The organism is Nocardia araoensis NBRC 100135, assembly GCF_000308435.1.
Classification (GTDB): Bacteria; Actinomycetota; Actinomycetes; order Mycobacteriales; family Mycobacteriaceae; genus Nocardia; species Nocardia araoensis.
In genome coordinates this window covers 1-23,581 of sequence record NZ_BAFR01000123.1, presented here as the reverse complement: position 1 = coordinate 23,581, position 23,581 = coordinate 1, and the positions used below count along the sequence as shown (strand labels likewise).

Genomic DNA, 23,581 nt, shown 5'->3' with positions numbered 1-23,581 from the left:
ATGGTAGCCGGGCCGGATCCGGCGGTTTCAACCGGTCTACTACATTTCGTCGTTGAGGCTCAGTGGAAACGGAACAGGCGGGTCGCCGCGACACCCGACACCGCGCCCCACACCGCGAGCACGATGATCCCGAACCAGTCGACGCTGGTGTGCATCGCACTCTCCAGCGCTTCCGCCAGCGCCCCGGACGGCACCAGCCGGGCGAGCACGCTCACCACCGTGGGCAGGTCCTCGGAGGCGAACACGATGCTGGCGACGCCGAGCATGACGAACCACAGGATGTTCGCCAGGGCGAGCACCACCTCGGCTTTGAGGGTGCCGCCCAGCAGCAGGCCCATCGCCGCGAACGTGGCGGTGCCGAGTGCGATCACCGCCGCGCCCAGCAGCAGCCCGAGCGGTTCCGGCCGCCAGCCCAGCGCGAAGCCGATGAGGCCGAGCAGCACGGCTTGCAGCACCACCACGATGAGCACGGCCGCGCACTTGCCCGCGATGACGCCCCAGCGCGGCAGTGCCGTCGCGCCGAGCCGCTTGAGGGCGCCGTAGCGCCGGTCGAAGCCGACCGCGATGGCCTGACCGGTGAACGCGGTGGACATGACGGCCACCATCATCACCGCGGGCACGATCTTGTCCACCCGGTGCGCGCCCAGGTCGCCGAACGGCAGCAGGCTCAGACCGACCAGCAGGGTGATCGGGATGAACATGGTCAGCAGCAGCTGTTCGCCGTTGCGCAGCAACAGGATCAGCTCGAGCCTGGTCTGGGCCACTAGCATCGCGGCGCGGCCGCTCGGACGCGGGGCGGGAGTGAAGGTGCCCGGCGCGAAGCGGTTGGCCGTCCGGTCGTGCTCGCTCATCCGCGCAGGTCCCGTCCGGTCAGTTCGAGGAAGACGTCCTCGAGGCGGCGCTGGTCGATCCGGATGTCGGTGGCCAGCACGTTCATCCGCGCGCACCACGCGGTCACGGTGGCGAGCACCTGCGGATTGATCTCGCCCTCCACCAGATAGGTGCCGGGCGTGGTCTCCCGGGGAGCGAAGCCTTCGGGCAGGGCGTTGGCCAGCAGTTCGAGGTTCAGTTTCGGTGGCGCGCAGAAGCGCAGCTGTCCGGCCGCGCCGTGCGCGGTGACCTCCGCCGGGGTGCCGGAGGCGACGATGCGGCCGTGGTCGATGATCACCAGCTGGTCGGCGAGCTGCTCGGCCTCGTCCATCATGTGCGTGGTCAGCACGACGGTCACCCCGTCGCGGCGCAGGGCGTCGATCAGCTCCCACACGATCAACCGGGCCTGGGCGTCCAGTCCCGCGGTTGGCTCGTCGAGGAACACGATCTCCGGCTTGCCGACCAGCGCGCAGGCGAGGGCGAGCCGCTGCTGCTGGCCGCCGGAGAGACGGCGGTACGGGGTGCGGCGGTTGTCCTGGAGGCCGAGCGTGCGCAGCAGCCAGTCGGGGTCGAGCGGGTCCGCGGAGTAGGCGGCCACGAGGTCGAGCATTTCCCCCGCCCGCGCACCGGGATACGCGCCGCCGCCTTGCAGCATGACGCCGATGCGAGGGCGCAGCCGTTCGGAATCGGCGACGGGGTCGAGGCCGAGCACGCGCACGGTGCCCGCGTCCGGCGCGGCGAATCCCTCGCACATCTCCACGGTCGTGGTCTTGCCCGCGCCGTTCGGGCCGAGCAGCGCGAGCACCCGCGCCGGTTCCACCTCGAACGTCAGGCCGTCCACCGCGGTGATCTGGTCGTACCGCTTGACGACGCCGTCCACGCTGACAGCAGGCCCGGAAGTTGTGGTCACGACGCCGCCTCGCCGGCGCTCGATTCCGGCGCTCCCGGTGATGCTGTGTAGATGGCTCCCTCGCCACGCTCGGTCACGATGTCACACCGTAAGAGGTGGGCACCTGTGACGGAGCCGACACCCCCGTCTGCCCGCGCCAGGGTAGCGAGTTGCGCGTGATCACGATGAACAGCACCCCGACGATCACGGTGGCGATCGCCGCGCCCACGATCTGGAACACCTCGAGATCGGCGCCGCGCGGCATCAGGATCACGCTCACGATCGCCGAGAACGCCACCGCGGGAACACGGAACACCGGCCGGGTCGCCCACGCGGCCATCGGGACGATCGCCCACAGCAGGTACCAGGGTTGCACCACCGGGAACAGCAGCACGATCGCGCCGAGCGCTACCCCCAGCGCGCCGACCGGATGCAGCCGCCCGGTGCCGGTGGCGACCAGCATGCGCACCGTGAAGAAGGCCGCGACCAGCGCCGCGATCGGCCGGGTGATGCTCAGCAGCGCGGTGGTGTGATCACCCAGCCCCAGCAGCACCCCGCCGAATCCGGTGATGATGCCCAGCACCGTGGGCAGCGACATCCAGCTGCGCACCACGCTCGCGGTGTTCAGGGTGTAGATCCAGCCGAAGCCGAGACCGCTCACCGAACTGATGAAAAGCGTTGTGCCGATGGCGATGGCGCCGAGCATGGCGGCCGCGATGGCGACCGTGCGCAGCGAGGCGCCCCATCTTCGAGCCAGCGCCATGCCGACGAAACCGAGCGCGATGATCGAGGTGAACTTGATCGACGACGACAGCGTGATGATGATCGCGCCGCTGATCAGCCAGGCGTAGGCGCGGCCGTCGAACGGATGGGTGTCCTCGATGGCGCGCAGGCAGAACTCCATACCCGCCAGCATCAGGCCGAGCATGAGGGCGTCGTTGTGCACGCCGCCGACCAGGTGGAACAGCACCAGCGGGTTGGCCGCGCCGAGCCACAGCGCGCTCACCGGCGCGACGCCGCAGCGCACCGACAACCGGGGCAGCGCCCAGACGATCAGCGCGACGCCGCCGAGCGCGAGGATCCGGTGCACCCACACGCCCGCGATGATGTTGTCGCCGGTGAGCTCGGCGATGCCGCGGCCGATCCAGAGGAACAGCGGACCGTAGGGCGCTGGGGTGTCACGCCAGATGGTCGGGACGTTGTTGGTGAGGACATTGTCGATCCCCAGTCCCGCGACCGGGCCTTCTTCATAAGGATCGATGCCGCGCGCGGCGATCTCGCTCTGCGCCAGATAGGAGTAGACGTCGTTGCTGAACAGCGGGGGAGCGACGCTGAGCGGGATCAGCCACAGCAAGAGCGTGCGATCAAGCTGCGAGCGGGTCAGCCGGTGCAGCGGGGAGCCGCCGATACCGCCCACCGCGAACCGGCCCAGCAGCAGCCAGGCCAGCACCACGACGACGGTGCCGGTCATGCACATGGCCAGCGAACCGGTGTGGGCGCGGGCGAAGATGCCGAGCACGCGGACGCCGGACGTGGGGTTCTGGTGCACCGGCTGCGCGCCGATGCCCAGCGCGCTGATCGCCATCAGCACCGTGCCGGTCGCACCCATCAGGCGGATCCGGTCGAGCTGCGCCAGCTCCTTGCGATCGAGACCGGGCACCTCCGACTCGTCGCGGTGCAACACCGCGATCGTGTGATCGGCCGCGGGCACGTCCAATCCGAGTGCCCGGCGCCCGAACGCCAGTGTCCTGCGCCGCGCGCCGTCCAGTACCGCCACGCAACGAAGCCTAGTGGGTGTGCCCGCGACCTCGTCCGAGGTCATCCGGGGAGCGAAGCGACAATCGGCGTTCGCGCACCACCTCGTCGCGTGCCCCAATTCCCTCGGCGCTACGCGCTGGCACCCATAATTCGACCGGTGATGGGTTTGCCATTGTATATGCCGCCAGAACAATATCCAGGAGTGCCCACCGCTCCGGCAACCGCATGGCCACCGCCGGCTCGGCACATGGATTCGGTAACTTCTTTGTCGTCGGTGCCGGCGGCGAGAACGGCCGCGAGCGCGACGAGCCACGCCATGGCTGTCAGCGTGAAGTAATTCCGCATCGGTGTTCACTCCCGGGACTTATCGCAATGTTCTGACCATCGGCCAGCACCTTACGATACGAGCACTACGGCTTACGGAAACATGCCAGGTTTCTGTCAGTGATATGGCAGTCTGCCGCGCTTTGTGCGTTTCTGTCATGCCGCAGGCAGTCAGGCGGATGTCATTCCGGAATGTTGACGTCAGCTGCGGAACGGTGCAAACCTGGTCACTGCCGCGGTAAACAGCATCGATGAATGCGAGCCAGGGGGGTCAATTGAGATTCGAACGATACTGCCTTCGCGATCGCGAGTTCTTCGCCGAATCTGCGCCCTCCTCTCATCCGGAGTCGGTACTTTCGGTGCTGGAATTGCCGGAATACTTCGTCGAGAACGATGGCTATTGGACGCACCGGGTGCCGAAATCGGGCTGTCGAATGGACGCCCAGGGTTGGAAGATTCACTTGAGTGCCGCGATCGGAACCGAACTGGAAGTGGTTCATGCGGCGGCAAAGATATGCCGTGAACTCGCATTGCCGTTCAAACACGTCTCTTCGGTTCGTGTCTATCGGCTGGCCAACTCCAAGAACGCCAATCGGACGAGTGCGGGCAAGCTTGTCACCATCTATCCTCCGCGCACTGTACTGCGAGAGGCGCTGGACCGCCTCGAAGAAGCTCTGCAGGGAATTCCGGGACCGCACATACTGACGGACGTGCGCTGGAAATCCGGGCCTGTGTTCCTTCGATACGGCGCTTTCAAGGAAATGAAGCACGAAAACATGCTCTGCATCCGACGTCCCGATGGTACGTGGGAAGAAGACCGGCGCGAGCCATGGTTCGTATGCCCGCAGTGGGTAGATGTCCCCTCTTTTCTGAGGACAGCTGTCGATCGAAAAGTCACTCACGAGGTTCCTTTTTCCGTAAAATCAGCGATAAAGCACTCGAATGCCGGCGGAATCTATCTGGCCGAGTGGCTCGACACCGGTCGAGAGATCCTGGTGAAGGAGGGGCGCCGTTATGCGGGATACACAACCGATGGCGCCGACGGATATGATCGCGTAGCTGGTGAGGCACGGATACTGCGCGAACTCGACGGAGCAGGTGCCAGCCCGCGCCTGATCTGGGAAGGTGATTTGTCGGGCCATTACTTCATGGCGATCAGCAAGCATCCAGGTATTACGCTGCAGCTCTGGTTGGCCAGCAATATGCCGGTATATGACGACAGTGGGCAGGCATGGGAAGAATATGCGGCCAGCAGTGAACTGATTGTCGAGAATTTGATCAAAGCAGTGTCGGAGCTGGCTGCGGCAGGGATTGTTCATGCCGATCTGCACCCACAAAACATATTGGTCGACCCCGATACCATGGACGTTGGTCTGGTCGATTTCGAAACCGCAGTACCCATTTCGGGAAGCTTGACCCGCAGCATCAATGCCCCGGGCTACGCGACGCCGGAATCCATCGGCCCGGGTGACATCGACCGCTTCGCTGTTACGACGGTTGTGACAGATTTGCTGACCGGTCGGGTGGAGCACGAAGATATCACCGAGACGCGGTACAACTGGGCACTACCGGTATTGCTGGAACGGATCGAACGCAATGACGGTTTCGTTCCAGGGCCCTTGCTCCGTCTCGCCTCGCGTCGACACCAGATGTTGCGAGGTATGGGCTGGTCGATTCCTTCCGACCAGCCGCCGCCATCGGAGTTCCTCGGTCGGTTACGAGAAGATCTGCCCATGGTGACCGCTACCGCACGCGAGCGCTGCGGTCATCTGCCGGCGCACTACGAGGCGCTCGAGGACAACCTCAGTGGTCTCGGCCTGGGATCTGCGGGACAGGTGCTGGCGTGTGCCGATCACCCGGACGAGGTGTCCACTCGAGTCCTGGTCGAGGAAGCGGAAAGGAATCCTCGTACCGGATTGTTCGATGGGCTGTGTGGGTCGATTTATGCTCTCCTGTCGATTGGCGCCGAGAAAGAGGCGCAGGCATTGTTGCGCAACCACGATATAGTCGGCCGCACGAATAGTCTCCGCATCTTCGACGGTGTCGGGGGTATCCTCCTCGCAGCGTTGAAGATGGAATCCTATCCGACGCTCGTCGGGCAAATCAGCGCCGATATCGAGAACAGTGTTGCCGACCTCGCTCGGCGGTATCTAGGTTCACCCGAACCACCCAGGTCCGAGGCTGGAATCAAGACCAACAGATTCGTGGAGCAGTCCTCCGGGCTCATGTACGGCGATCTCGGTATGGGATGGCTGTTCGCCGAGGCATACAAGAGATACGGGAACAGTATGTTCCTCGACGCCTTGAATCGGGCGCTGCTGGCGGAACTCGGTGGCTATCAGCTGGATGAAAAAGGAGGCCTGCAGTACAGGGACAATGGTCGCCTGCTGCCGTACCTGGCTACCGGGTCAGCCGGCTTCGGTGTCGTGCTGCATGACCTGGACAGCGATCTCATAGACCCGGCGGTTGTCGCTGTCATCGATGATTTGCTACGAGCGAGTTCGCCGAGCATGTCTACTGGTTGCGGCCTCTTCAATGGATATACTGGGTTGTTCTATGGGGCCAATGGTCTGCGCAAGTTCGTCGGTGAAAGTCGTAAACCATTATCCGAGCTGGAAGCTGTCGTGCGAGGTTTTGCAGTTCCGACCTCCTTCGGTACGTGGGCGGTACCTGGTGATGAAAATCTTCGTATAACGACCGATCTCGCCACCGGCATGAGCGGGATAATTCATACCGCGAATATGGTTGCTCGAGATTACTACGGGTTGCTCCGTCCGTTGTAGACGTGGCGCTGGAACGCGTCATAAGCCTCGCCGTGCGAGGTAGGAAAACAAAGAAAGAAGGAATGGTAATGTCGCACCTCGATGTGCTCTCCCTGCAAAAAGTCAGTGCTCAGACCGGTGGTGAATACCAGACGATCACGAGTTCGATCAGCTGGTCCCGCTGCGGCGGTGTCAGTGCGCTGAGCCACAACAAGTGTGGTTGGGACTGATCCGCCGTCGAAGCAGCAGCCGTAGCAGTGCGCCGCCGACTCTCGGGAGCGGCGGCGCCTGCTAAGGCGCGTCATAATATTCGGAAAGCGCGTAATGCAAATACTGAGATATCGACATGGACTCGGCTCGATCCACTGGTGAATATTCGCGGCAGGATGCCCGGTTACTGGTCGCGCTCGATGACCTGGCCGAACCGGATTGGGTCAGGGATCGCCGCGGAGTCGCCGAAGCAAGCACGATAGACAATCTCCGAAAGTTGCCGGTACTGATCAGCGCAACAGTTTCTGCGGGATGGCGAACCGCACCCCTGTTGGTGGTAGCAGCCGCCCTGATCAGCGTGACCGGGGGATTTCTCACCGCATTTGGGCTGCTGGCCACTGCAGACGCCTTGAGCGTGGTGATGAAGTCCGCGATCACGCCCGCCCACCTGGTCGATTCGGCTGACGAGATCGCTGTGGTCGTCCTGATCTACGCTGCCCGAGCAGCTGTAGACAGTCTGCACAAAGTGGTCGAGGCGTGCTTACGGCCGCGTATCGCCCATGCGGCCGAAAATCAGATCGCACGTACGATCTCCTGCACAGACCTGATTTCCTTCGAAGACGCAAGCTTCCGTGAGCTTGCGGTACAAGGAGGCGAGCTCGGGACTCGAGCACTTGCGAACGGCGTGGCGCCGCTGCTCGGTACAGTATCGGCTTTGGTGACCGTTGCTGTATCGACCGCAACGTCCTCCTTCTTTCACCCCGCCATGGCCCTGGGGATATTTATCGCATGCATCCCGTCGGCGTGGGCGGCGGCGAAAAGCAGTCGCCTGGGTAATTCCTATCTACTCCAATCTGTGTCCGGTCACCTGAAGAAATCGATTCTCAGTGAAGTATGCACTGATCGAGGATTCTCTCTGGAGAGGACTGTGTTCGCGCTGCGTGCGGGATTGCTGGACGAGCTGCACGCTGTCTCTGCGCAGTTGTGCAGCAAGGAAATTCGATCCACGATTTCTCGTGCGCGAGTCCAGCTGATCGGCCGGATACTCTCGGCCGTATCCGCGGGGTGCGTTTTCGGGCTTCTTCTCGTACTCGTCTACTTCGAGCGTATGGGCATGGCGGCAGCTGGGGCCGCGATCGTTGCAATGCGAATGTCCGTCAGCTCTGTCGCGGCGGCGGCCGGCACGATTTATCAGTTCTTGGAGCTAGGGCTGGGAATCGAACTATATGGTGAACTGATAAGGAAGGCGAAGAGTCGGTGCCGTCCCGAGGCGACTGTCCCATTGAAAGGCCCGGGCCCGAAGGTCGTCGAGTTTCGCGGGGTTTGTTTCAGTTATCCGAGTGGCGGGAGCGAATCGCTGTCGGAGATCGATGTGACGTTCCACGAGGGTGAGGTTGTTGCCGTCGTAGGTAGCAATGGATCGGGAAAGTCCACGCTGGTGAAGCTACTCGCAGGGTTGTATCCGCCATCGAAGGGAGCCGTGTTGTGGGATGGTGTCGATATCGCGACGATCCGCGAGCAGGATATTCGACAAAGGGTTTCCTTCATCGCGCAGAATCCAGCGCAGTGGCCGACCACCGCTGGTAACAATATCGCCATCGGGCGAGACTCTACACGGGGGGACCATTCGGCCGACTGGGACGTGGCTTTGCAGGTGTCCGGCGCCGATGCTGTGATCGATGAACTGCCACTGAAGATGAATGCGTTATTGTCTGCCCGGTTCGTCGGTGGGCGCGACTTATCCGTGGGGCAGTGGCAGCGCCTTGCTATCGCCAGAGCACTGCTGCGGCGCGGCTCGCTGCTGATCGCTGACGAGGCTACGTCAGCTCTCGATCCGCGAACCGAAAACCGCGTGCTGAGCTACTTGACCGACAACAGGAAAGTGCCTCCTGCTGCCACGGTCGTGTTCGTCACCCACCGGATCCTGAACGCGCGGCGAGCGGACCGCATCGTGGTGATGGACCGAGGTCGTATTGCGGAGATGGGTAGCCATGCCGAACTGATGCAGCATCCGGATGGGCGGTATCGCAAAATGTACGAGCTGCAATCATCGTCGGTTGCTCTGCCGTCGGACTTTTGACCGACCACAAGGGGGGATGTAGAACTCGTCGACAAGCTGATTCCATTGAAGTATTAGAAGTCCTTACGCACCTCTATCCGAAGGGATTTATCATGATGAGAACCAAGTCGATTTCTGTCGCAATCGCCGTACTGGCTGCATTCAGTTCGATCGAAGCCATCGGCGCCGCAGCCGCCGGTGCCGTTCCCGTGAGCGCTCCGATTACTGCCGACGTTTCGAAGCAACTGCTGAATCCCGGCCCGCCGAAGACGCCGTGCAACCAGCGCAACGACGGCCAGACCACAGTAGGTTCGGATGGTTCGATCTGGGAATGCTCGTTTGAGGGGGGCTACTTCCACTGGATCCAGGTTGATTGAACCCATGCGATTCGACTAGGCGCGCAATGAGAGACTGCAGGGCCTACCACCGCAACGGTGGTAGGCCCTGCAGTGTCGTCGAGGGACTACTGTGTATATGTTGCTGCCATCTGCTCTATAATTCGCTGGTCCAGGCCGGCCAAGTCGACCTCTTCACCGAGAATCTGCCCTGGAAGGGAGTTTCGCTCCCGGATAATCGCCAGGAAAAGATGTTCTACCCCTAGATGGTCGTGGCCCATATCGTCGGCGATCTTGGCGGCAGAGGAGATTACGCGATTGTATCGGGGAGTGGGTGTCAGCGCGGCCATCGAGAATCCCTTCGTGTGTGGGCGTTGCAGTTCCATACTACTTGTACCGATCTCCGGCCGTCTTGGACAGCGGGCATATCCGACCGCCGCAAGCGCACTCCCCGCGCGGCATGCGCGTTGTTGCAGAAGGTGAGGTTATCGGCTCGAAGCGAGTGTTCGCCGGTAGAAATCCCGATAATCTGGAGGTGTCGGGAGAATTCGGTCCGACATCGTCCTCGGATTCGGTGCCGGTGGGTTCGGTCGAATGAGCAGATCGGGGGCTTCGTGACATCGATCGTGCCCGCAATGGGTCTGTGATCAGTTGAATGTCGATGTCGCAGGCTTTTTACTTCAGGAGCATGCCGCTGGTGCTGGGGGCGAGGATGTGATCGGTGCAGTCGTCGGCTCGTCACCAGTCTCGGACCGGCCCGCCTCTGTCCCGTATCTCAGATGTGAGGCTGTGTCGTCACTCGAACTGACGCAGCCGGCCGCGATCTGTGTCATCACATCGGAGCTCATCTCGAGGTGACACCTCGCGGGAGAGCATGTCGAGGTCGTCGGTAGAGCGCGCTCGGATAGGCACTGGGTAAATACGATCGGACGGTGACAGATGAGACGAACCAGAAGCACATGGTCAGTCGGCGGTCGGTCGTGATCGGATCCGCGGTGGCCGCCGCAGGCGTCGGAATCGGGGCCGCAGCGGCGAAGGTGGGCGATACGGACGACATGGCCGCCAAAGATTCGTTCACTGTGGTCGACAATCGCGGTAAGCAAAGGTTCTTGCTGGCGACGACCAAGCCCCCCATCATCCTCGGAAGTAAGACGTATCCGCCGCAGATGCGGCAAGGGCCCGATGCCACGTATCTGCTGTTCAACGACGAAAATGGCGACGAGAAGGGTGGCATCACCGCCTCCAGCGTCGGGGCGCAGATCGCGCTGGACTACCCCAACGGGGATGCCATCCACTTGGGGGCCAATTGGGAGGACGCGCCTGCCGGTGCTGCACTGACCATGAAGCACATTGGTGATCCCGACACGCCGCTCGAGGAAGCGACTCACGCGATGGGTCTGCGGCTGTTCGCTGACACCGAGAACGGAACGGGACTGACACTGTGCGATCCGCAGGGACGGCCGCGAATTCAGTTGCGCGTGGCCATGGACGGCACGCCATCGATCGCAATCCTCGATGAACAAGGCGCAATCGTGAAGCAGCTGTAGATCGTTCCGCCCGGACCGGCGCCGTTGAGGCGGCACAATCGACGCATGGTTTCGGAGTCCAGGCGGCGGATCGAGGTGGCCGCCTCCGGGCTGCTGGCGCGGCACGGGTATCACGGGTTCGGTCTGAAGGCGTTGAGCGAGGCGGCCGAACTGCCGTACGGCTCGATCTACCACCACTTTCCGGGGGGCAAGGAGGAGATCGCGGTCGCGGCGATCACCGGGACCGGCGTGTTGACCGGTCGCATGATCCGGCAGGCGCCGACCGATGTGTTCGCCACCTTGGCCACACTATTCGAATTCATGGTGGCCAAGCTCGCGGACTCGGAATGGACCGACGGGTGCCCGATCGGGACGCCCGCGCTGGACGGCGGCAGTGACGTGGCGGCGGTGCGCTCGGCCTGTGTGCGCGCCTTCGACACCATGGAGCAGGCGTTCGCCGGGCTGCTCGCCGAACTCGGCCTCGGCGGGGAGGACGCGGCCGAGCTGGCCGCCACGGTGGTCGCCGCCTACGAGGGCGCCACCATCCTGGCCCGGATCCGCCAGACGGACGCACCGCTGCGCACCGTGGCGAAGTCGATGGAGCGGCTGATCCGGGCAACCTTCGCGGCGGCGGGAATCGGGGGCGCAGCGCCGGAAGATTCGGCCGAAACCGAACCCGGAGCAGACGCCTCGCCCGGAAGTTTTCCGGAGATGCCTGCCGAACAGTAAGATTCGGTTGACTAGAAAGAACGTTCTAGCGACACTCGGACGATGAAGCGTCTGCTGCTGACCGGTCCCGGTGCGATGCGCTGGGAAGACCACCCCGAACCCGTACTGAGCGGGCCTGATCAGGCGCTCGTGCGGCCGGTCGCGCTGGCCACCTGCGACATCGATCCGGCCGTCCTGCGCGGCGCGTTCCCGCTACCAGGGCCCTATCCCTTCGGGCACGAGGGAGTCGCGGAAGTGGTCGAGGTGGGGCCGGATGTGCGCGATATCGCGGTCGGCGACCTGGTAGTGGTGCCTTTCCAGATCTCGTGCGGCACCTGCCGCGCGTGCGCGCGGGGACGGACCGGGAACTGCACCAGCCATCCGCGGCTGTCCAGTTTCGGCCTCGGGCCCATGGGCGGGCTGGACTGGGGCGGGTTGTGGGCCGACCTCGCGCTCGTGCCGCATGCCGACGCCATGCTGGTCCGGCTGCCCTCCGGCGTCGACCCGGCCGCGGTGGCCAGCGCCAGCGACAACATCCCGGACGCCTACCGCTCGGTCGGCCCGCAGCTGGCCGCCGATCCCGCCGCCGAAGTCCTGGTGATCGGCGGCCCCGCCGCGCCGTCGATCGGTCTGTACGCCGCCGGGCTCGCGGTCGCGCTCGGCTCCGCCCGTGTGGTCTATCTCGACGACTCGGTCCAGCGGCTCGAGATCGCGAAATCGCTCGGCGCGGACGCGACCGAGGGTCCACGCGACGCGCGGGTCGGACGGTTCCCGATCGTGGTGGAGGCGGCGGGCGGGGCGAAGGCGTTGCGCGCGGCGATCGATGCGGCGGCCTACGACGGCTGGTGCACGAGCGTCAGCGTGCAGTCGCAGGACGTCGCCCTGCCGATCCTGGACATGTACACCCGCTGCTGCACCTTCCACACCGGTCGCGCGCACGTCCGCCCGGTCATTCCCGAGGTGCTCGATCTCGTCGCCGCGGGGCGCTTCGACCCGTCGCTGGTCACCACCGCGACGGCCGCGTGGGACGAGGCGGTGGACGCGCTGCTGGAGACGCCGATGAAACTGGTCGCCGTGCGCTGAGCTCCTGTGACGAATCGCACTGCGCGCCTTGTCCCGGGCCGCGGCGGGAGGACCGTCCGCTCGACGCTCGACGCTCGCAGTTGTGCGGACGCGGCTCGCCCGCTTCCGCTCGGCGTTTCCTCTGCGCAGGTCAGCCGGGAAAGTCGCGCTGCGACCCGGCAACGCGTCGGGTGGACACTTGTCCGGAACGGCGGCATGCGATCCTCCGTCGTGCCGGAATCGCCGCAGGTCGACCGGGTCGCCGACTCAGGGCACCCTTATTAGCTTTCGGGAACGAATTCCGCCACACTGATGTTGTGAAAACCGTGGGTTTGCGGAGGAACGACGAAGGAGCCGGTCGCAAGGCCGACGCCGGGTCGGTTGCTGCGCCCGCGACGGTCGGCGGCGAAGGGCATACCCGAGCGGCCATCGTCCAGCTGCTGCTGGAAGAAGGACCGATCACCGCCACCGCCATCGGGAACCGGCTCGGCCTGGCCCCGGCGGGCGTGCGCAGGCACTTGGACGCCCTGATCGACTCCGGTCAGGCGCGCGCCAGCCGATCGGCGCCCTGGCAGCAGAAGGGCCGGGGCCGCCCGGCCAAGCAGTACCAGCTCACCGCGGCCGGACGCGGCAAGCTCGGCCACGCCTACGACGATCTGGCCGGAGCTGCCATCCGGCAGCTCGGGGAGATCGGCGGCGAACAGGCCATCACCGAGTTCGCCCGCAAACGGGCACGCACTATCGTGGCCGGGATCGAACCGGTCGGCGAGCACACCACGGAACAGACCACGGCGAAGGCCGAGGAGATCGCCGAGGCGTTCACCGACGCCGGGTTCGCCGCCACCACCCGCAAGGTGGGCGCGGGCGTGCAGATCTGCCAGCACCACTGCCCCGTGGCGCACGTCGCCGAGGAGTTCCCGCAGCTGTGCGCGGCGGAACTGGAGGCGTTCCGTGAGCTGCTGGGCACCCATGTGCAGCGGCTGGCCACGATCGCCAACGGCGACTGCGCGTGCACCACGCACGTGCCGCTGCTCGTCCTGCCCGCGGGCCGGACCGAAACTTCAGCACCAACCGCTGCACAGCCCGCAGCGGTACGAACGAACGACTCCGGAAGGAGTGCCGAATGACGACGACCACCGACCAGGTGCAACCGCTCACCCAGGAAGAGGCCATCGCCTCCTTGGGCAACTACGGTTACGGCTGGGCCGATTCGGATGTGGCCGGCGCCAGTGCGCAACGAGGTCTGTCCGAGGCGGTTGTCCGCGACATCTCGGCGAAGAAGAACGAGCCGGAATGGATGCTCGAACAGCGGCTCAAGGCCCTGCGCATCTTCGATCGCAAGCCCATGCCGATCTGGGGCTCCAACCTCGACGGCATCGACTTCGACAACATCAAGTACTTCGTGCGCTCGACCGAGAAGCAGGCCGCGTCCTGGGACGAGCTGCCCGAGGACATCAAGAACACCTACGACAAGCTGGGCATCCCCGAGGCGGAGAAGCAGCGGCTGGTCGCCGGTGTCGCCGCGCAGTACGAGTCCGAGGTCGTCTACCACCAGATCCGCGAGGATCTGGAGGCCCAGGGCGTGATCTTCCTGGACACCGACACCGGCCTGCGTGAGCACCCGGAGATCTTCCAGCAGTACTTCGGCTCGGTGATCCCCGCAGGCGACAACAAGTTCTCCGCGCTGAACACGGCCGTGTGGTCGGGCGGCTCGTTCATCTACGTGCCGCCGGGCGTGCACGTCGACATCCCGCTGCAGGCCTACTTCCGGATCAACACCGAGAACATGGGCCAGTTCGAGCGGACCCTGATCATCGTCGACGAGGGCGCCTACGTGCACTACGTCGAGGGCTGCACCGCGCCGATCTACAAGTCCGACTCGCTGCACTCCGCGGTGGTGGAGATCATCGTGAAGAAGGGCGGCCGCTGCCGCTACACCACCATCCAGAACTGGTCGAACAACGTCTACAACCTGGTCACCAAGCGGGCCAAGGCCGAGGCGGGCGCGACCATGGAGTGGATCGACGGCAACATCGGTTCCAAGGTCACCATGAAGTACCCGGCGGTCTGGATGACCGGCGAGTACGCCAAGGGCGAGGTGCTGTCGGTGGCGTTCGCCGGCGAGGGCCAGCACCAGGACACCGGCGCGAAGATGCTGCACCTCGCGCCGCACACCTCCTCGACCATCGTGTCGAAGTCGGTGGCGCGCGGCGGCGGCCGGGCCTCCTACCGCGGCCTGGTGCAGGTGAACAAGGGCGCGCACGGCTCGAAGTCCACGGTGAAGTGCGACGCGCTGCTGGTCGACACGATCAGCCGCTCGGACACCTACCCGTACGTCGACATCCGTGAGGACGACGTGACCATGGGGCACGAGGCGACCGTCTCGAAGGTCTCCGAGGACCAGCTGTTCTACCTGATGAGCCGCGGCCTCACCGAGGACGAGGCGATGGCCATGGTGGTGCGCGGCTTCGTCGAGCCCATCGCCAAGGAACTGCCGATGGAATACGCGCTGGAACTCAACCGCCTGATCGAACTGCAGATGGAAGGAGCCGTCGGCTGATGGCCGTGGAGAACGTAGCCGAAGCCGCCGAGGCTCGTACCCCTGCGCTCAACAAGGGCGAGGTCTTCACATCGTTCGACGTGAACGCCTTCGAGGTGCCCTCAGCCAAGGACGAGGCGTGGCGGTTCACCCCGCTGCGCCGCCTGCGCGGACTGCAGGACGGCACCGCGGTTCGAGACGGCCGTGCGACCGTAGAGGTCGGCGCGGCCGAAGGCGTCACGGTCGAGACGGTCGACCGCTCCGACGCCCGGCTCGGTGCGGGCGGCGTGCCGTCCGATCGCGTCGCCGCGCAGGCGTACTCGGGCTTCGAGCAGGCCACCGTCGTGACGGTCGGCGCGGAGATCGAGGTCGCCGAGCCGGTGACCGTCACGATCACCGGCCCCGGCGAGGGCAGGACCGCCTACGGCCACCTGCAGATCCGGCTGGAGCGCTTCGCCAAGGCCACCGTGGTCATCGACCAGCGCGGCAGCGGAACCTACGCGGAGAACGTGGAATTCGTGCTCGGCGATTCGGCCAAGCTGACCGTCGTCGCCGTGCAGGACTGGGCCGACGACGCGGTGCACGCCACCGCGCATCACGCCAGGCTCGGTCGTGACGCCACCTTGCGGCACACCTCGGTCACCCTCGGCGGCGACCTGGTGCGCCTGACCGGCAACGTCCGCTACGACGGCCCCGGCGGCGACGCCGAACTGCTCGGCCTCTACTTCGCCGACGCCGGACAGCATTTCGAGCAGCGACTGCTGGTCGATCACGCCGTGCCGAACTGCAAGTCGAACGTGCTGTACAAGGGCGCGCTGCAGGGCGACCCGCACTCGCCGAAGGGCGACGCCCGCACCGTGTGGGTCGGCGACGTGCTCATCCGCGCCGCCGCCGAAGGCACCGACACCTTCGAGGTGAACCGCAACCTGGTGCTCACCGACGGCGCGCGGGCGGACTCGGTGCCCAACCTGGAGATCGAGACCGGCGAGATCGTCGGCGCCGGACACGCGTCCGCCACCGGCAGGTTCGACGACGAGCAGCTGTTCTACCTGCGCGCCCGCGGCATCCCGGAGGACGCCGCCCGCCGTCTGGTGGTGCGCGGTTTCTTCCACGAAATCATCCAGAAGATCGCGGTGCCCGAGGTCCGGGAGCGGCTGGAGGCGGCCATCGAGGCCGAACTCGCCGCCATCGGCGCCTGATCAACGACCCCATACCTGGCAAAGGAATTCGAATTCGATGACCACCCTGGAAATCAAGGACCTGCACGTCGAGGTCGCCAATCCCGACGAGACCGCCGAGCCCATCAAGATCCTCAAGGGCGTGAACCTCACGGTGAAGTCCGGTGAGACGCACGCCATCATGGGCCCGAACGGCTCCGGCAAGTCGACGCTGTCCTACGCGATCGCCGGTCACCCCAAGTACACGGTGACCTCCGGCTCGATCACGCTGGACGGCGAGGACGTGCTGGCGATGTCGGTGGACGAGCGCGCCCGTGCGGGCCTGTTCCTCGCCATGCAGTACCCGGTCGAGGTTCCCGGCGTCTCGATGTCGAACTTCCTGCGCACCGCCGCCACCGCCGTGCGCGGCGAGGCCCCCAAGCTGCGGCACTGGGTCAAGGAGGTGAAGGAGTCGATGAGCGAACTGGAGATCGACGCCGCCTTCGCCGAGCGCAGCGTGAACGAGGGCTTCTCCGGCGGTGAGAAGAAGCGCCACGAGATCCTTCAGCTGGGCCTGCTCAAGCCGAAGATCGCGATCCTGGACGAGACCGACTCCGGCCTGGACGTCGACGCGCTGCGCATCGTCTCCGAGGGCGTCAACCGCTACAAGGAGCGGGAGAACGGCGGCGTCCTGCTGATCACGCACTACACCCGCATCCTGCGCTACATCCAGCCGGAGTTCGTGCACGTCTTCGTCGGCGGCCGCATCGTCGCCGAGGGCGGCCCCGAGCTCGCCGAGGAACTCGACGCCAACGGCTACGTCCGCTTCACCCAGACCGCTACCGCTGGAGCCTGACATGACCGCTACGGTCCGCACCCTCGACATCGCCCGCATCCGGGCCGACTTCCCGATCCTGAACCGCACGGTCCGGGACGGGAAGCCGTTGGTGTACCTGGACTCCGGCGCGACCGCGCAGCGGCCGATCGAGGTGCTCGAGGCCGAACGCGACTTCCTGATCACCAGCAACTCGGCGGTGCATCGCGGCGCGCACCAGCTGGCCGAGGAGGCGACCGACGCCTACGAGGGCGCGCGGGCCGACATCGCGCGGTTCGTCGGGGTGGATGCGGGCGAGATCGTGTTCACCAAGAACGCCACCGAGTCGCTGAACCTGGTGACCTACGCGTTCGCCGACGACCGGTTCCCGCACCACGTGGGCCCGGGCGACGAGATCGTCATCACCGAGCTGGAGCACCACGCGAATCTGGTGCCATGGCAGGAGCTGGCCCGTCGCACCGGCGCCACGCTGAAGTGGTACGGCGTGACCGACGACGGCCGGATCGACCTGGACTCGCTGGAACTGTCGCCGGCCACCAAGGTGGTCGCGTTCACTCATCAGTCCAACGTCACCGGCGCCGTTGCTCCGGTCGAGGAACTGGTCCGCCGGGCGAAGGCGGTCGGCGCGCTGGTCGTGCTCGACGCCTGCCAGTCGGTGCCGCACATGCCGGTCGACTTCCGTTCGCTCGGCGTCGATTTCGCCGCGTTCTCCGGGCACAAGATGCTCGGTCCCTCCGGCGTCGGCGTGCTCTTCGGCCGCCGGTCGCTGCTGGAGGAGATGCCGCCGTTCATCACCGGCGGGTCGATGATCGAGACGGTCTTCATGGACCACAGCACCTACGCCCCGCCGCCGCAGCGCTTCGAGGCCGGTGTGCCGATGACCTCGCAGGTGGTCGGATTGGGCGCGGCCGTGCGGTATCTGGAAGAGATCGGCATGGACGCCGTCGCGGCGCACGAGCACACGCTGGTCGGCGCGGCGCTGGAAGGACTGGCGGGGATCGACGGCGTGCGGATCGTCGGGCCCACCGAGAACGTCGATCGCGGCGGTGCGGTGTCGTTCGTGGTGGACGGCATTCACGCCCACGACGTCGGGCAGATCCTGGACGACGAGGGTGTCGCCATCCGGGTGGGCCACCACTGCGCGTGGCCACTGCACCGGCGTTTCGGCGTCGCCGCGACCGCGCGCGCCTCCTTCGCGGTCTACAACACTCTCGCCGAGGTGGACGCGCTGGTCGCCGCGGTGCGGAAGGCCCAGAGCTTCTTCGGGGTTGCATAAGTCATGCGCATGGAGCAGATGTACCAGGAAGTGATCCTGGATCACTACAAGCACCCGCACAACCGGGGGCTGCGCGAGCCGTTCGGGGCCGAGGTGCACCACGTGAACCCGACCTGCGGCGACGAAGTGACCCTGCGCGTGCAGCTCGACGACAAAGGTGACGTCACCGACGTCTCCTACGACGGCCAAGGCTGCTCGATCAGCCAGGCCGCAACCTCGATTCTCACCGATCAGGTGATCGGGCTCCCGGTGCAACAGGCGCTGAAGGTGGTCGACTCCTACAGTGAGATGATCTCCAGCCGCGGCACCATCGAAGGCGACGAAGACGTGATCGGCGACGGTATCGCCTTGGCGGGAGTCTCGAAGTACCCGGCACGGGTGAAGTGCGCGCTGCTCGGGTGGATGGCGTTCAAGGACGCCGTCCTCCGGATCGGCCCCGAGTTGCCCGCGCCCGCCGCGGAAGAGAACTGAACCGTCCGATGGAAAACGGGGATAGCGTCATGACCGACACACCGGCCACCGAGCAGATCGAACAGGCCGCCGAATCGCCCGAGCTGTCCGCCGAGGACATCAAACTGCTCGAGGACATCGAAGAGGCGATGCGCGACGTCGTCGACCCGGAACTGGGCATCAATGTCGTCGACCTCGGCCTGGTCTACGGGTTGCGCGTCGAGGAGGAGAACATCGCGGTCCTCGACATGACGCTGACGTCGGCGGCCTGCCCGCTGACCGACGTCATCGAGGACCAGTCGCGCAACGCGCTGGTGCGCAGCGGCCTGGTGGAAGATCTGAAGATCAACTGGGTCTGGATGCCGCCGTGGGGTCCGGACAAGATCACCGAGGACGGCCGCGAACAGCTGCGCGCCCTCGGCTTCACGGTGTAATCGCCAGAACTGGTAGCAGCCGCCGGTAGCGCCTGGAACAAGGCGCCCGGCGGCTGAGTCGTATCCGCCGGGTGTCGATCCGGCGCACCCACCGGTCATGGGAAGTCCGCACTTCGACAAAGCGCACGGGCCGGACGATGATCTGAGCTTCGCGTCGTTCGGAACGGGGAGGATCATCAGATGTCGTTGCCGCACAAGGCTGCCCTCGGGTTCGCGGCGGTCTCGGCCGCCACCTGCGCCGTCGTCGGGGCTCCCGCGGGCGAAGCGCAGGCGGCGACCTACTATGGCGCGCTCGCGCTCTCGTCCAGCACCGGCGCCGTCACTTCGGCGGTGGACTACACGAGCGCCGCCGCCGCGGACACCGCGGCTCGCGCCCACTGCGGCGTCGACGACTGCCGGACGGTCGTGCAGTTCTGGAACGCCTGCGGGTCCGTCGTGCGCGGCGCCGACGGCAAGCACGGATGGGCGTGGGGCGCCACCCGTGCCGAAGCCGAACGCCGGGCACTCGAGGTCCTCGGTCCCAGCGCACCGCCGTTCCCCGATCTCGGCAGCGCCATTCCCCGGCCGGGACAGGTCCGGTTGACGGCCTGCACGTCGGGCGCCGGATAGGTCAGCGCCGCAGAACCTTACGGGCCAGCCAGTTGCCGAAGAACTGGATGCCCTGCACGCCCGCGATGATGATCAGCGTCGCGACGAACGTGACCTGCCAGTCGAAGCGCTGGTAGCCGTAGACGAGGGCGAAATCGCCGAGACCGCCGCCGCCGACGGTGCCCGCCATCGCGGACATGTCCACGATCGCGATCACCACGAAGGTGTAGCCCAGGATCAGCGGCCCGAGCGCCTCGGGGATGAGCAGTGTCAGGATGATGCGCAGCGGTCCCGCGCCCACCGCGCGGGCCGCCTCGATCACGCCGGGATCGACGGTCACCAGGTTCTGTTCGACGATGCGCGCGATACCGAACGAGGCCGCGACGATCATCACGAACGCCGCCGCCTCGGTGCCGATCGTGGTGCCGACCACCTCCAGCGTCACCGGGCCCAGCGCGGCCAGCAGGATGATGAACGGGATCGGGCGAACCACGTTGACGAGTACGTTGAGCAGCAGGTTGATCGGCGCGTTCGCCAGCAACCCGCCTTTGCGGGTGGTGTAGAGCGCGGTGCCGAGCAGCAACCCGATGAAGCCGCCGACCACGAACGTGATCGCCACCAGATAGAGCGTGGTGCCGATCGCTTCGTTCAGCACCGGCCGGAGTTTGTCCCAATCGGTATGCATGGCGACTCCTTTCAGGCCGACCGGCGCTCGAGCTCGGCGACCACCTTGTCGACGGCGTCGGCGGAGCCGTGCAGCGCCAGGGTGAGGCTGCCGAAGGTCTTCTCCTGCAGGCTGCTCACCCCGCCGTAGACCACCTCGAACCGGACCTCGGCGTGTGCGGCGGCGGCCAGGGCCGCGCCGATGCCGAGTTCGTCGTCCACGTCCACGGTGACCAACCGCCCCCCATGGCGATCGGCGAGGCGGCGCAGTTCCTCCTCGGAGGGGCGGTTGTGCAGGACGGTCTCGACGAACGAGCGGGTGGGCGCCGCCCGCGGCGCGGCGAAGACGTCGAAAGTGTCGGCGAGTTCCACGATGCGTCCCTCGGCGAGCACCGCCACCCGGTCGGCCACGGCGCGGATGACGTCCATCTCGTGGGTGATGACCACGATGGTGACGCCGAGTTCGCGATTGATCTTGCGCAGCAGCCGCAGCACCTCACCGGTCGTCTCCGGGTCCAGCGCCGACGTGGACTCGTCGGCCAGCAGCAAGGACGGCGAAGTGGCCAGCGCCCTGGCGATGCCCACCCGCTGCTTCTGGCCGCCCGACAACTGATCGGGATAGCTGCGCGCTTTGTCGGACAGTCCGACGAATTCCAGCAGTTCGGCGACCCGCGCCTTGCGTTCGGCGCGTTTCCAGCCGGCGACCTTCAGCGGGTATTCGACGTTCCCAGCCGCCGTGCGCGAGCGAAAGAGATTGAACTGCTGGAACACCATTCCGATATCGCGCCGCAGGCGCCGCACCTGGCGCTCCGGCACGCCGGTGATGGGTGCGCCGGAGATCTCGATCGTGCCGCTCGTCGGCTTCTCCAGCGCGTTGATCAGCCGCACCAGCGTGCTCTTGCCCGCGCCGGAATATCCGATGACGCCGAAGATCTCCCCCTGCTCGATACGCAGATCGATATCGTCGAGCGCCACGTTGCGCTGCGCGCCTTTGCCGAAAACCTTGGTGACGGAATGGAACTCGACGGCGGGTACGGCCGCGCCGCTCACTTGCCGTCGCGGATGGTCTGCTGCACCCGCTGCAGGATCTGTTCGAGTTCCCGGCCGCTGCGCCGTACCTCGACGGCGGTGCCCTTGGTCACCTCGTCGTGCGCCTTCTGCACCTGCGGGTCGTGCCACAGCTCGGCGAGCTCCAGATAGACCGGGTTGTCCTTGTCCTCGGCGCGAGTGACCAGCGCGTTGATGTACGGCTCCGCGGCGGGATCCTTCGGATCGTCCTTGTACAGCGCCGAATGCGGGTCTATACCGGAACGCTCCAAGAAGGTGTTGTTGATGATCGATCCGTCGACCGAGGCCAGCGACAGCGCGGTCTGCGCGGCGTCGACGGGGGTCACCCGTACCTTGGACGCGCCCTTGTCGATGTCGGCCGGGGTCGGCGCCTTGGTGTCGGACGCCAGCTTCAGCAGCCCGGCGGCTCGCAGCACGAACAACGCCCGCGCCTGATTGGTGGGGTCGTTCGGGATCGCGATCTCCGCGCCCTGCGGAATGTCGGCCACCGACTTGTGCTTCTTGGAGTAGAGACCCAGCGGGACGATGTAGGTGGAACCGATCGGCGTCAGCGTGTCGTTGTTCGCGACGTTGTAGGCGCCCAGGAATTGCAGATGCTGGAAGAGATTGATGTCGATCTGTTTCTGCGACAGCGCCAGATTCGGTTGCTTGTAGTCGGAGAAGTTGGTGATCCGCAGCGTGATGCCCTTGTCTTTGGCGCGCTGCTCGAAGACGTCCCAGGAATGATCCTTGTCGGTGGTGCCGATTCGCACCACCTTGTCCGAGGAAGCGTCGTCACCGCCGCAGCCGGTCAGGGTCAAGGCCGCGGTCGCTACCAGGACCGGGATCGCCAGTATCCGATGGAATCTCACTCGTGCTCCCGATTGCTCGTCGCGATATGACCCGGTAATCCAAGCGACGAGGCGGAACGAGCGACAACGGTTTCGATTGTGGTGAGCGAAACCCTCCGCACGAACTGAACGAGCGTCTAATTTGCTGATAATGCGCTCGCGTCTCCGGCTGTTGCTGATCCCGCTCGTGTCCGTGTTGGCCGTCGCCGCGGTCGGCTGCGGTGGCGAAGACCGATCCGACGCGGTCCGCATCGGGGTCAACGATCTGTCGCTGCCGCACTGGGAGGTCTACCGCAAGAGGGCGGCCCAGCTGGGCATCACGGTTGAGTTCACCAATTTCACCGACTACAACCAGCCGAATCCGGCACTGGCGCAGGGGCGAATCGATCTCAACAAGTTCCAGCACGTGCGGTACCTGGCCAATTACAACGTGCGCAACAGCGACACGCTGGTGCCGATCGGCGCGACCGAGATCTTCCCGCTGACGCTGTACTCGCGTAAGCACAACTCGGTGGCCGACATCCCGAAGGGCGGCGAGATCACTCTGAGCAACAACCCGGCCAACCAGGTGCGGCCCCTGCTCGGCCTCGCCGCGGCCGGGCTCATCGTGCTGAAGGGCGGCGCGAGCTGGGACTCCAAGATCGAGGACGTCGACCCGGTCGCGTCCCGGGTGAAGCTCACGCCGATCGACCCGACGCTGACCGCCCAGTCACTCGGCAGCGTCGACGCCGCCTTCGTCGACGACACCTTCGCCCGGCCCGCCGGACTCACCTCCGGCGACGTGATCTACACCGACGACCCCGAGCGTCCGGAACTGAAGCAGTACATCAACGTCTTCGCCGCCCGCGCGGCCGACAAGGACAACCCCACGTTGCTGAAACTCGCGCAGCTCTACCACGATCCGGAGGTCGAGGCCGCGGTCCGCGCGGAAACCGGCTACCAGGGTATCTTCAAGACCAACAGTCCGGCCGACCTCCAGGCGACGCTCGCCGAACTGGAGGCCGGGTTCCGGAAATAGCGCCGGGGAGCTTCGCTACCGGGGCGCCGCAAGACGGTCAGGCCGGTGGAGCGGTCGGGGGGTAGTGGGAGCGCCTGCCGGTGAGCATGTCGCGAATCTTGTCCACGACCGCGGACACCATGCCCACGGTCTTCAGGAAACCGGGGGTCGACGGCGTGCCGGGATGCGGCCTCGTCGGCGCCATGGCCTTGGCCGTGGCCATCTTCCGCCCTAGTTCGTT

24 protein-coding genes and 1 pseudogene are annotated in these 23,581 nt (G+C 65.7%); 16 read left to right on the top strand and 9 right to left on the bottom strand.

Translation table 11 applies throughout. The annotated features are described in order from the left end of the window. Nucleotides 1-59: 59 nt before the first annotated feature. The 4 genes from ON21_RS15980 to ON21_RS38440 form a co-directional block, all read right to left on the bottom strand. Nucleotides 60-851, bottom strand: a complete 792-nt coding sequence (locus ON21_RS15980) for an ABC transporter permease (RefSeq protein ID WP_039798796.1) — start codon at nucleotides 849-851, stop codon at nucleotides 60-62. Continuing rightward, complete coding sequence (locus tag ON21_RS15975; protein ID WP_039798795.1) at nucleotides 848-1,780, bottom strand: ABC transporter ATP-binding protein; 933 nt, start codon at nucleotides 1,778-1,780, stop codon at nucleotides 848-850. Before ON21_RS15975 ends, ON21_RS15980 begins: the two co-directional genes overlap by 4 nt. Nucleotides 1,781-1,853: 73 nt before the next feature. After that, nucleotides 1,854-3,581, bottom strand: coding sequence for a polyprenol phosphomannose-dependent alpha 1,6 mannosyltransferase MptB (gene mptB, locus ON21_RS15970; RefSeq protein ID WP_245562619.1), 1,728 nt, complete (start codon nucleotides 3,579-3,581; stop codon nucleotides 1,854-1,856). A gap of 65 nt (nucleotides 3,582-3,646) precedes the next feature. Beyond that, nucleotides 3,647-3,862, bottom strand: coding sequence for a hypothetical protein (locus ON21_RS38440; protein ID WP_157170853.1), 216 nt, complete (start codon nucleotides 3,860-3,862; stop codon nucleotides 3,647-3,649). Nucleotides 3,863-4,092: 230 nt separating this feature from the next. Between ON21_RS38440 and ON21_RS37160 the strand changes: the two genes are divergently transcribed. The 4 genes from ON21_RS37160 to ON21_RS15950 all read left to right on the top strand — a co-directional run bounded on the left by ON21_RS37160 (nucleotide 4,093) and on the right by ON21_RS15950 (nucleotide 9,249). Continuing rightward, entirely contained in the window at nucleotides 4,093-6,624 is a 2,532-nt protein-coding gene (locus ON21_RS37160) for a class III lanthionine synthetase LanKC N-terminal domain-containing protein (protein ID WP_083880655.1), read from the top strand. Between the two features lie 2 nt (nucleotides 6,625-6,626). Further along, the gene (locus ON21_RS38435; protein ID WP_157170852.1) at nucleotides 6,627-6,833 is read left to right on the top strand and encodes a hypothetical protein; all 207 of its coding nucleotides are present in this window, start codon (nucleotides 6,627-6,629) and stop codon (nucleotides 6,831-6,833) included. 116 nt (nucleotides 6,834-6,949) lie between these two features. Then, the gene (locus ON21_RS15955) at nucleotides 6,950-8,893 is read left to right on the top strand and encodes an ABC transporter ATP-binding protein (RefSeq protein ID WP_083880654.1); all 1,944 of its coding nucleotides are present in this window, start codon (nucleotides 6,950-6,952) and stop codon (nucleotides 8,891-8,893) included. Nucleotides 8,894-8,985: 92 nt separating this feature from the next. Then, the gene (locus ON21_RS15950) at nucleotides 8,986-9,249 is read left to right on the top strand and encodes a hypothetical protein (protein ID WP_157170851.1); all 264 of its coding nucleotides are present in this window, start codon (nucleotides 8,986-8,988) and stop codon (nucleotides 9,247-9,249) included. Between the two features lie 86 nt (nucleotides 9,250-9,335). Here ON21_RS15950 and ON21_RS15945 read toward each other — a convergent pair whose 3' ends face one another. Continuing rightward, on the bottom strand, nucleotides 9,336-9,593 hold the full coding sequence (locus ON21_RS15945) for a Clp protease N-terminal domain-containing protein (protein ID WP_039798785.1): 258 nt from the start codon (nucleotides 9,591-9,593) through the stop codon (nucleotides 9,336-9,338). A gap of 546 nt (nucleotides 9,594-10,139) precedes the next feature. On the opposite strand from ON21_RS15945, the gene ON21_RS15940 reads away from it, so the two are divergent. From ON21_RS15940 to ON21_RS15890, 11 genes are all read left to right on the top strand, one after another. Continuing rightward, nucleotides 10,140-10,754: a hypothetical protein gene (locus tag ON21_RS15940; protein ID WP_157170849.1), complete on the top strand. Its 615-nt coding sequence runs from the start codon at nucleotides 10,140-10,142 to the stop codon at nucleotides 10,752-10,754. A 45-nt stretch (nucleotides 10,755-10,799) separates the two neighbouring features. After that, a complete protein-coding gene (locus ON21_RS15935; RefSeq protein WP_083880653.1) occupies nucleotides 10,800-11,462 on the top strand; it encodes a TetR/AcrR family transcriptional regulator in 663 nt (220 codons plus the stop codon). Nucleotides 11,463-11,504: 42 nt separating this feature from the next. Further along, a complete protein-coding gene (locus ON21_RS15930) occupies nucleotides 11,505-12,524 on the top strand; it encodes a zinc-dependent alcohol dehydrogenase (RefSeq protein ID WP_039798780.1) in 1,020 nt (339 codons plus the stop codon). A 296-nt stretch (nucleotides 12,525-12,820) separates the two neighbouring features. Continuing rightward, nucleotides 12,821-13,630: a helix-turn-helix transcriptional regulator gene (locus tag ON21_RS15925; RefSeq protein ID WP_039798778.1), complete on the top strand. Its 810-nt coding sequence runs from the start codon at nucleotides 12,821-12,823 to the stop codon at nucleotides 13,628-13,630. Continuing rightward, on the top strand, nucleotides 13,627-15,063 hold the full coding sequence (gene sufB, locus ON21_RS15920; RefSeq protein ID WP_039798777.1) for a Fe-S cluster assembly protein SufB: 1,437 nt from the start codon (nucleotides 13,627-13,629) through the stop codon (nucleotides 15,061-15,063). The genes ON21_RS15925 and sufB overlap by 4 nt, the downstream gene beginning before the upstream one ends. Beyond that, nucleotides 15,063-16,241 carry a Fe-S cluster assembly protein SufD gene (sufD, locus tag ON21_RS15915; RefSeq protein ID WP_039798775.1) on the top strand — a complete coding sequence of 393 codons (1,179 nt, stop codon included), beginning with the start codon at nucleotides 15,063-15,065 and terminating at the stop codon, nucleotides 16,239-16,241. The genes sufB and sufD overlap by 1 nt, the downstream gene beginning before the upstream one ends. Before the next feature lie 37 nt (nucleotides 16,242-16,278). After that, the gene (sufC, locus tag ON21_RS15910; RefSeq protein WP_039798774.1) at nucleotides 16,279-17,055 is read left to right on the top strand and encodes a Fe-S cluster assembly ATPase SufC; all 777 of its coding nucleotides are present in this window, start codon (nucleotides 16,279-16,281) and stop codon (nucleotides 17,053-17,055) included. Between the two features lies 1 nt (nucleotide 17,056). Beyond that, nucleotides 17,057-18,310: a cysteine desulfurase gene (locus ON21_RS15905; RefSeq protein ID WP_039798772.1), complete on the top strand. Its 1,254-nt coding sequence runs from the start codon at nucleotides 17,057-17,059 to the stop codon at nucleotides 18,308-18,310. A 3-nt stretch (nucleotides 18,311-18,313) separates the two neighbouring features. After that, entirely contained in the window at nucleotides 18,314-18,781 is a 468-nt protein-coding gene (sufU, locus tag ON21_RS15900; protein ID WP_039798770.1) for a Fe-S cluster assembly sulfur transfer protein SufU, read from the top strand. Nucleotides 18,782-18,810: 29 nt separating this feature from the next. After that, on the top strand, nucleotides 18,811-19,194 hold the full coding sequence (locus ON21_RS15895; protein ID WP_039798768.1) for a metal-sulfur cluster assembly factor: 384 nt from the start codon (nucleotides 18,811-18,813) through the stop codon (nucleotides 19,192-19,194). Nucleotides 19,195-19,374: 180 nt separating this feature from the next. Continuing rightward, complete coding sequence (locus ON21_RS15890; protein ID WP_039798767.1) at nucleotides 19,375-19,803, top strand: DUF4189 domain-containing protein; 429 nt, start codon at nucleotides 19,375-19,377, stop codon at nucleotides 19,801-19,803. Nucleotide 19,804: 1 nt separating this feature from the next. Here ON21_RS15890 and ON21_RS15885 read toward each other — a convergent pair whose 3' ends face one another. Genes ON21_RS15885 through ON21_RS15875 form a run of 3 tightly spaced genes read right to left on the bottom strand, consistent with a single transcriptional unit; the run spans nucleotide 19,805 to nucleotide 22,349 of the window. Next, a complete protein-coding gene (locus ON21_RS15885) occupies nucleotides 19,805-20,467 on the bottom strand; it encodes a methionine ABC transporter permease (protein ID WP_039798766.1) in 663 nt (220 codons plus the stop codon). A gap of 11 nt (nucleotides 20,468-20,478) precedes the next feature. Next, complete coding sequence (locus tag ON21_RS15880) at nucleotides 20,479-21,495, bottom strand: methionine ABC transporter ATP-binding protein (RefSeq protein WP_039798764.1); 1,017 nt, start codon at nucleotides 21,493-21,495, stop codon at nucleotides 20,479-20,481. Next, nucleotides 21,492-22,349 (bottom strand): MetQ/NlpA family ABC transporter substrate-binding protein, encoded by an 858-nt coding sequence (locus ON21_RS15875; protein ID WP_373281132.1) that lies wholly within the window; start codon nucleotides 22,347-22,349, stop codon nucleotides 21,492-21,494. Before ON21_RS15875 ends, ON21_RS15880 begins: the two co-directional genes overlap by 4 nt. Nucleotides 22,350-22,494: 145 nt before the next feature. Here ON21_RS15875 and ON21_RS15870 point away from each other — a divergent pair, with 145 nt between their 5' ends. Continuing rightward, nucleotides 22,495-23,361 (top strand): MetQ/NlpA family ABC transporter substrate-binding protein, encoded by an 867-nt coding sequence (locus tag ON21_RS15870; RefSeq protein WP_039798760.1) that lies wholly within the window; start codon nucleotides 22,495-22,497, stop codon nucleotides 23,359-23,361. A gap of 37 nt (nucleotides 23,362-23,398) precedes the next feature. On the opposite strand, the pseudogene ON21_RS15865 reads toward ON21_RS15870, so the two are convergent. Further along, a pseudogene (locus ON21_RS15865) lies at nucleotides 23,399-23,581 on the bottom strand (hemerythrin domain-containing protein); the annotation flags it as partial.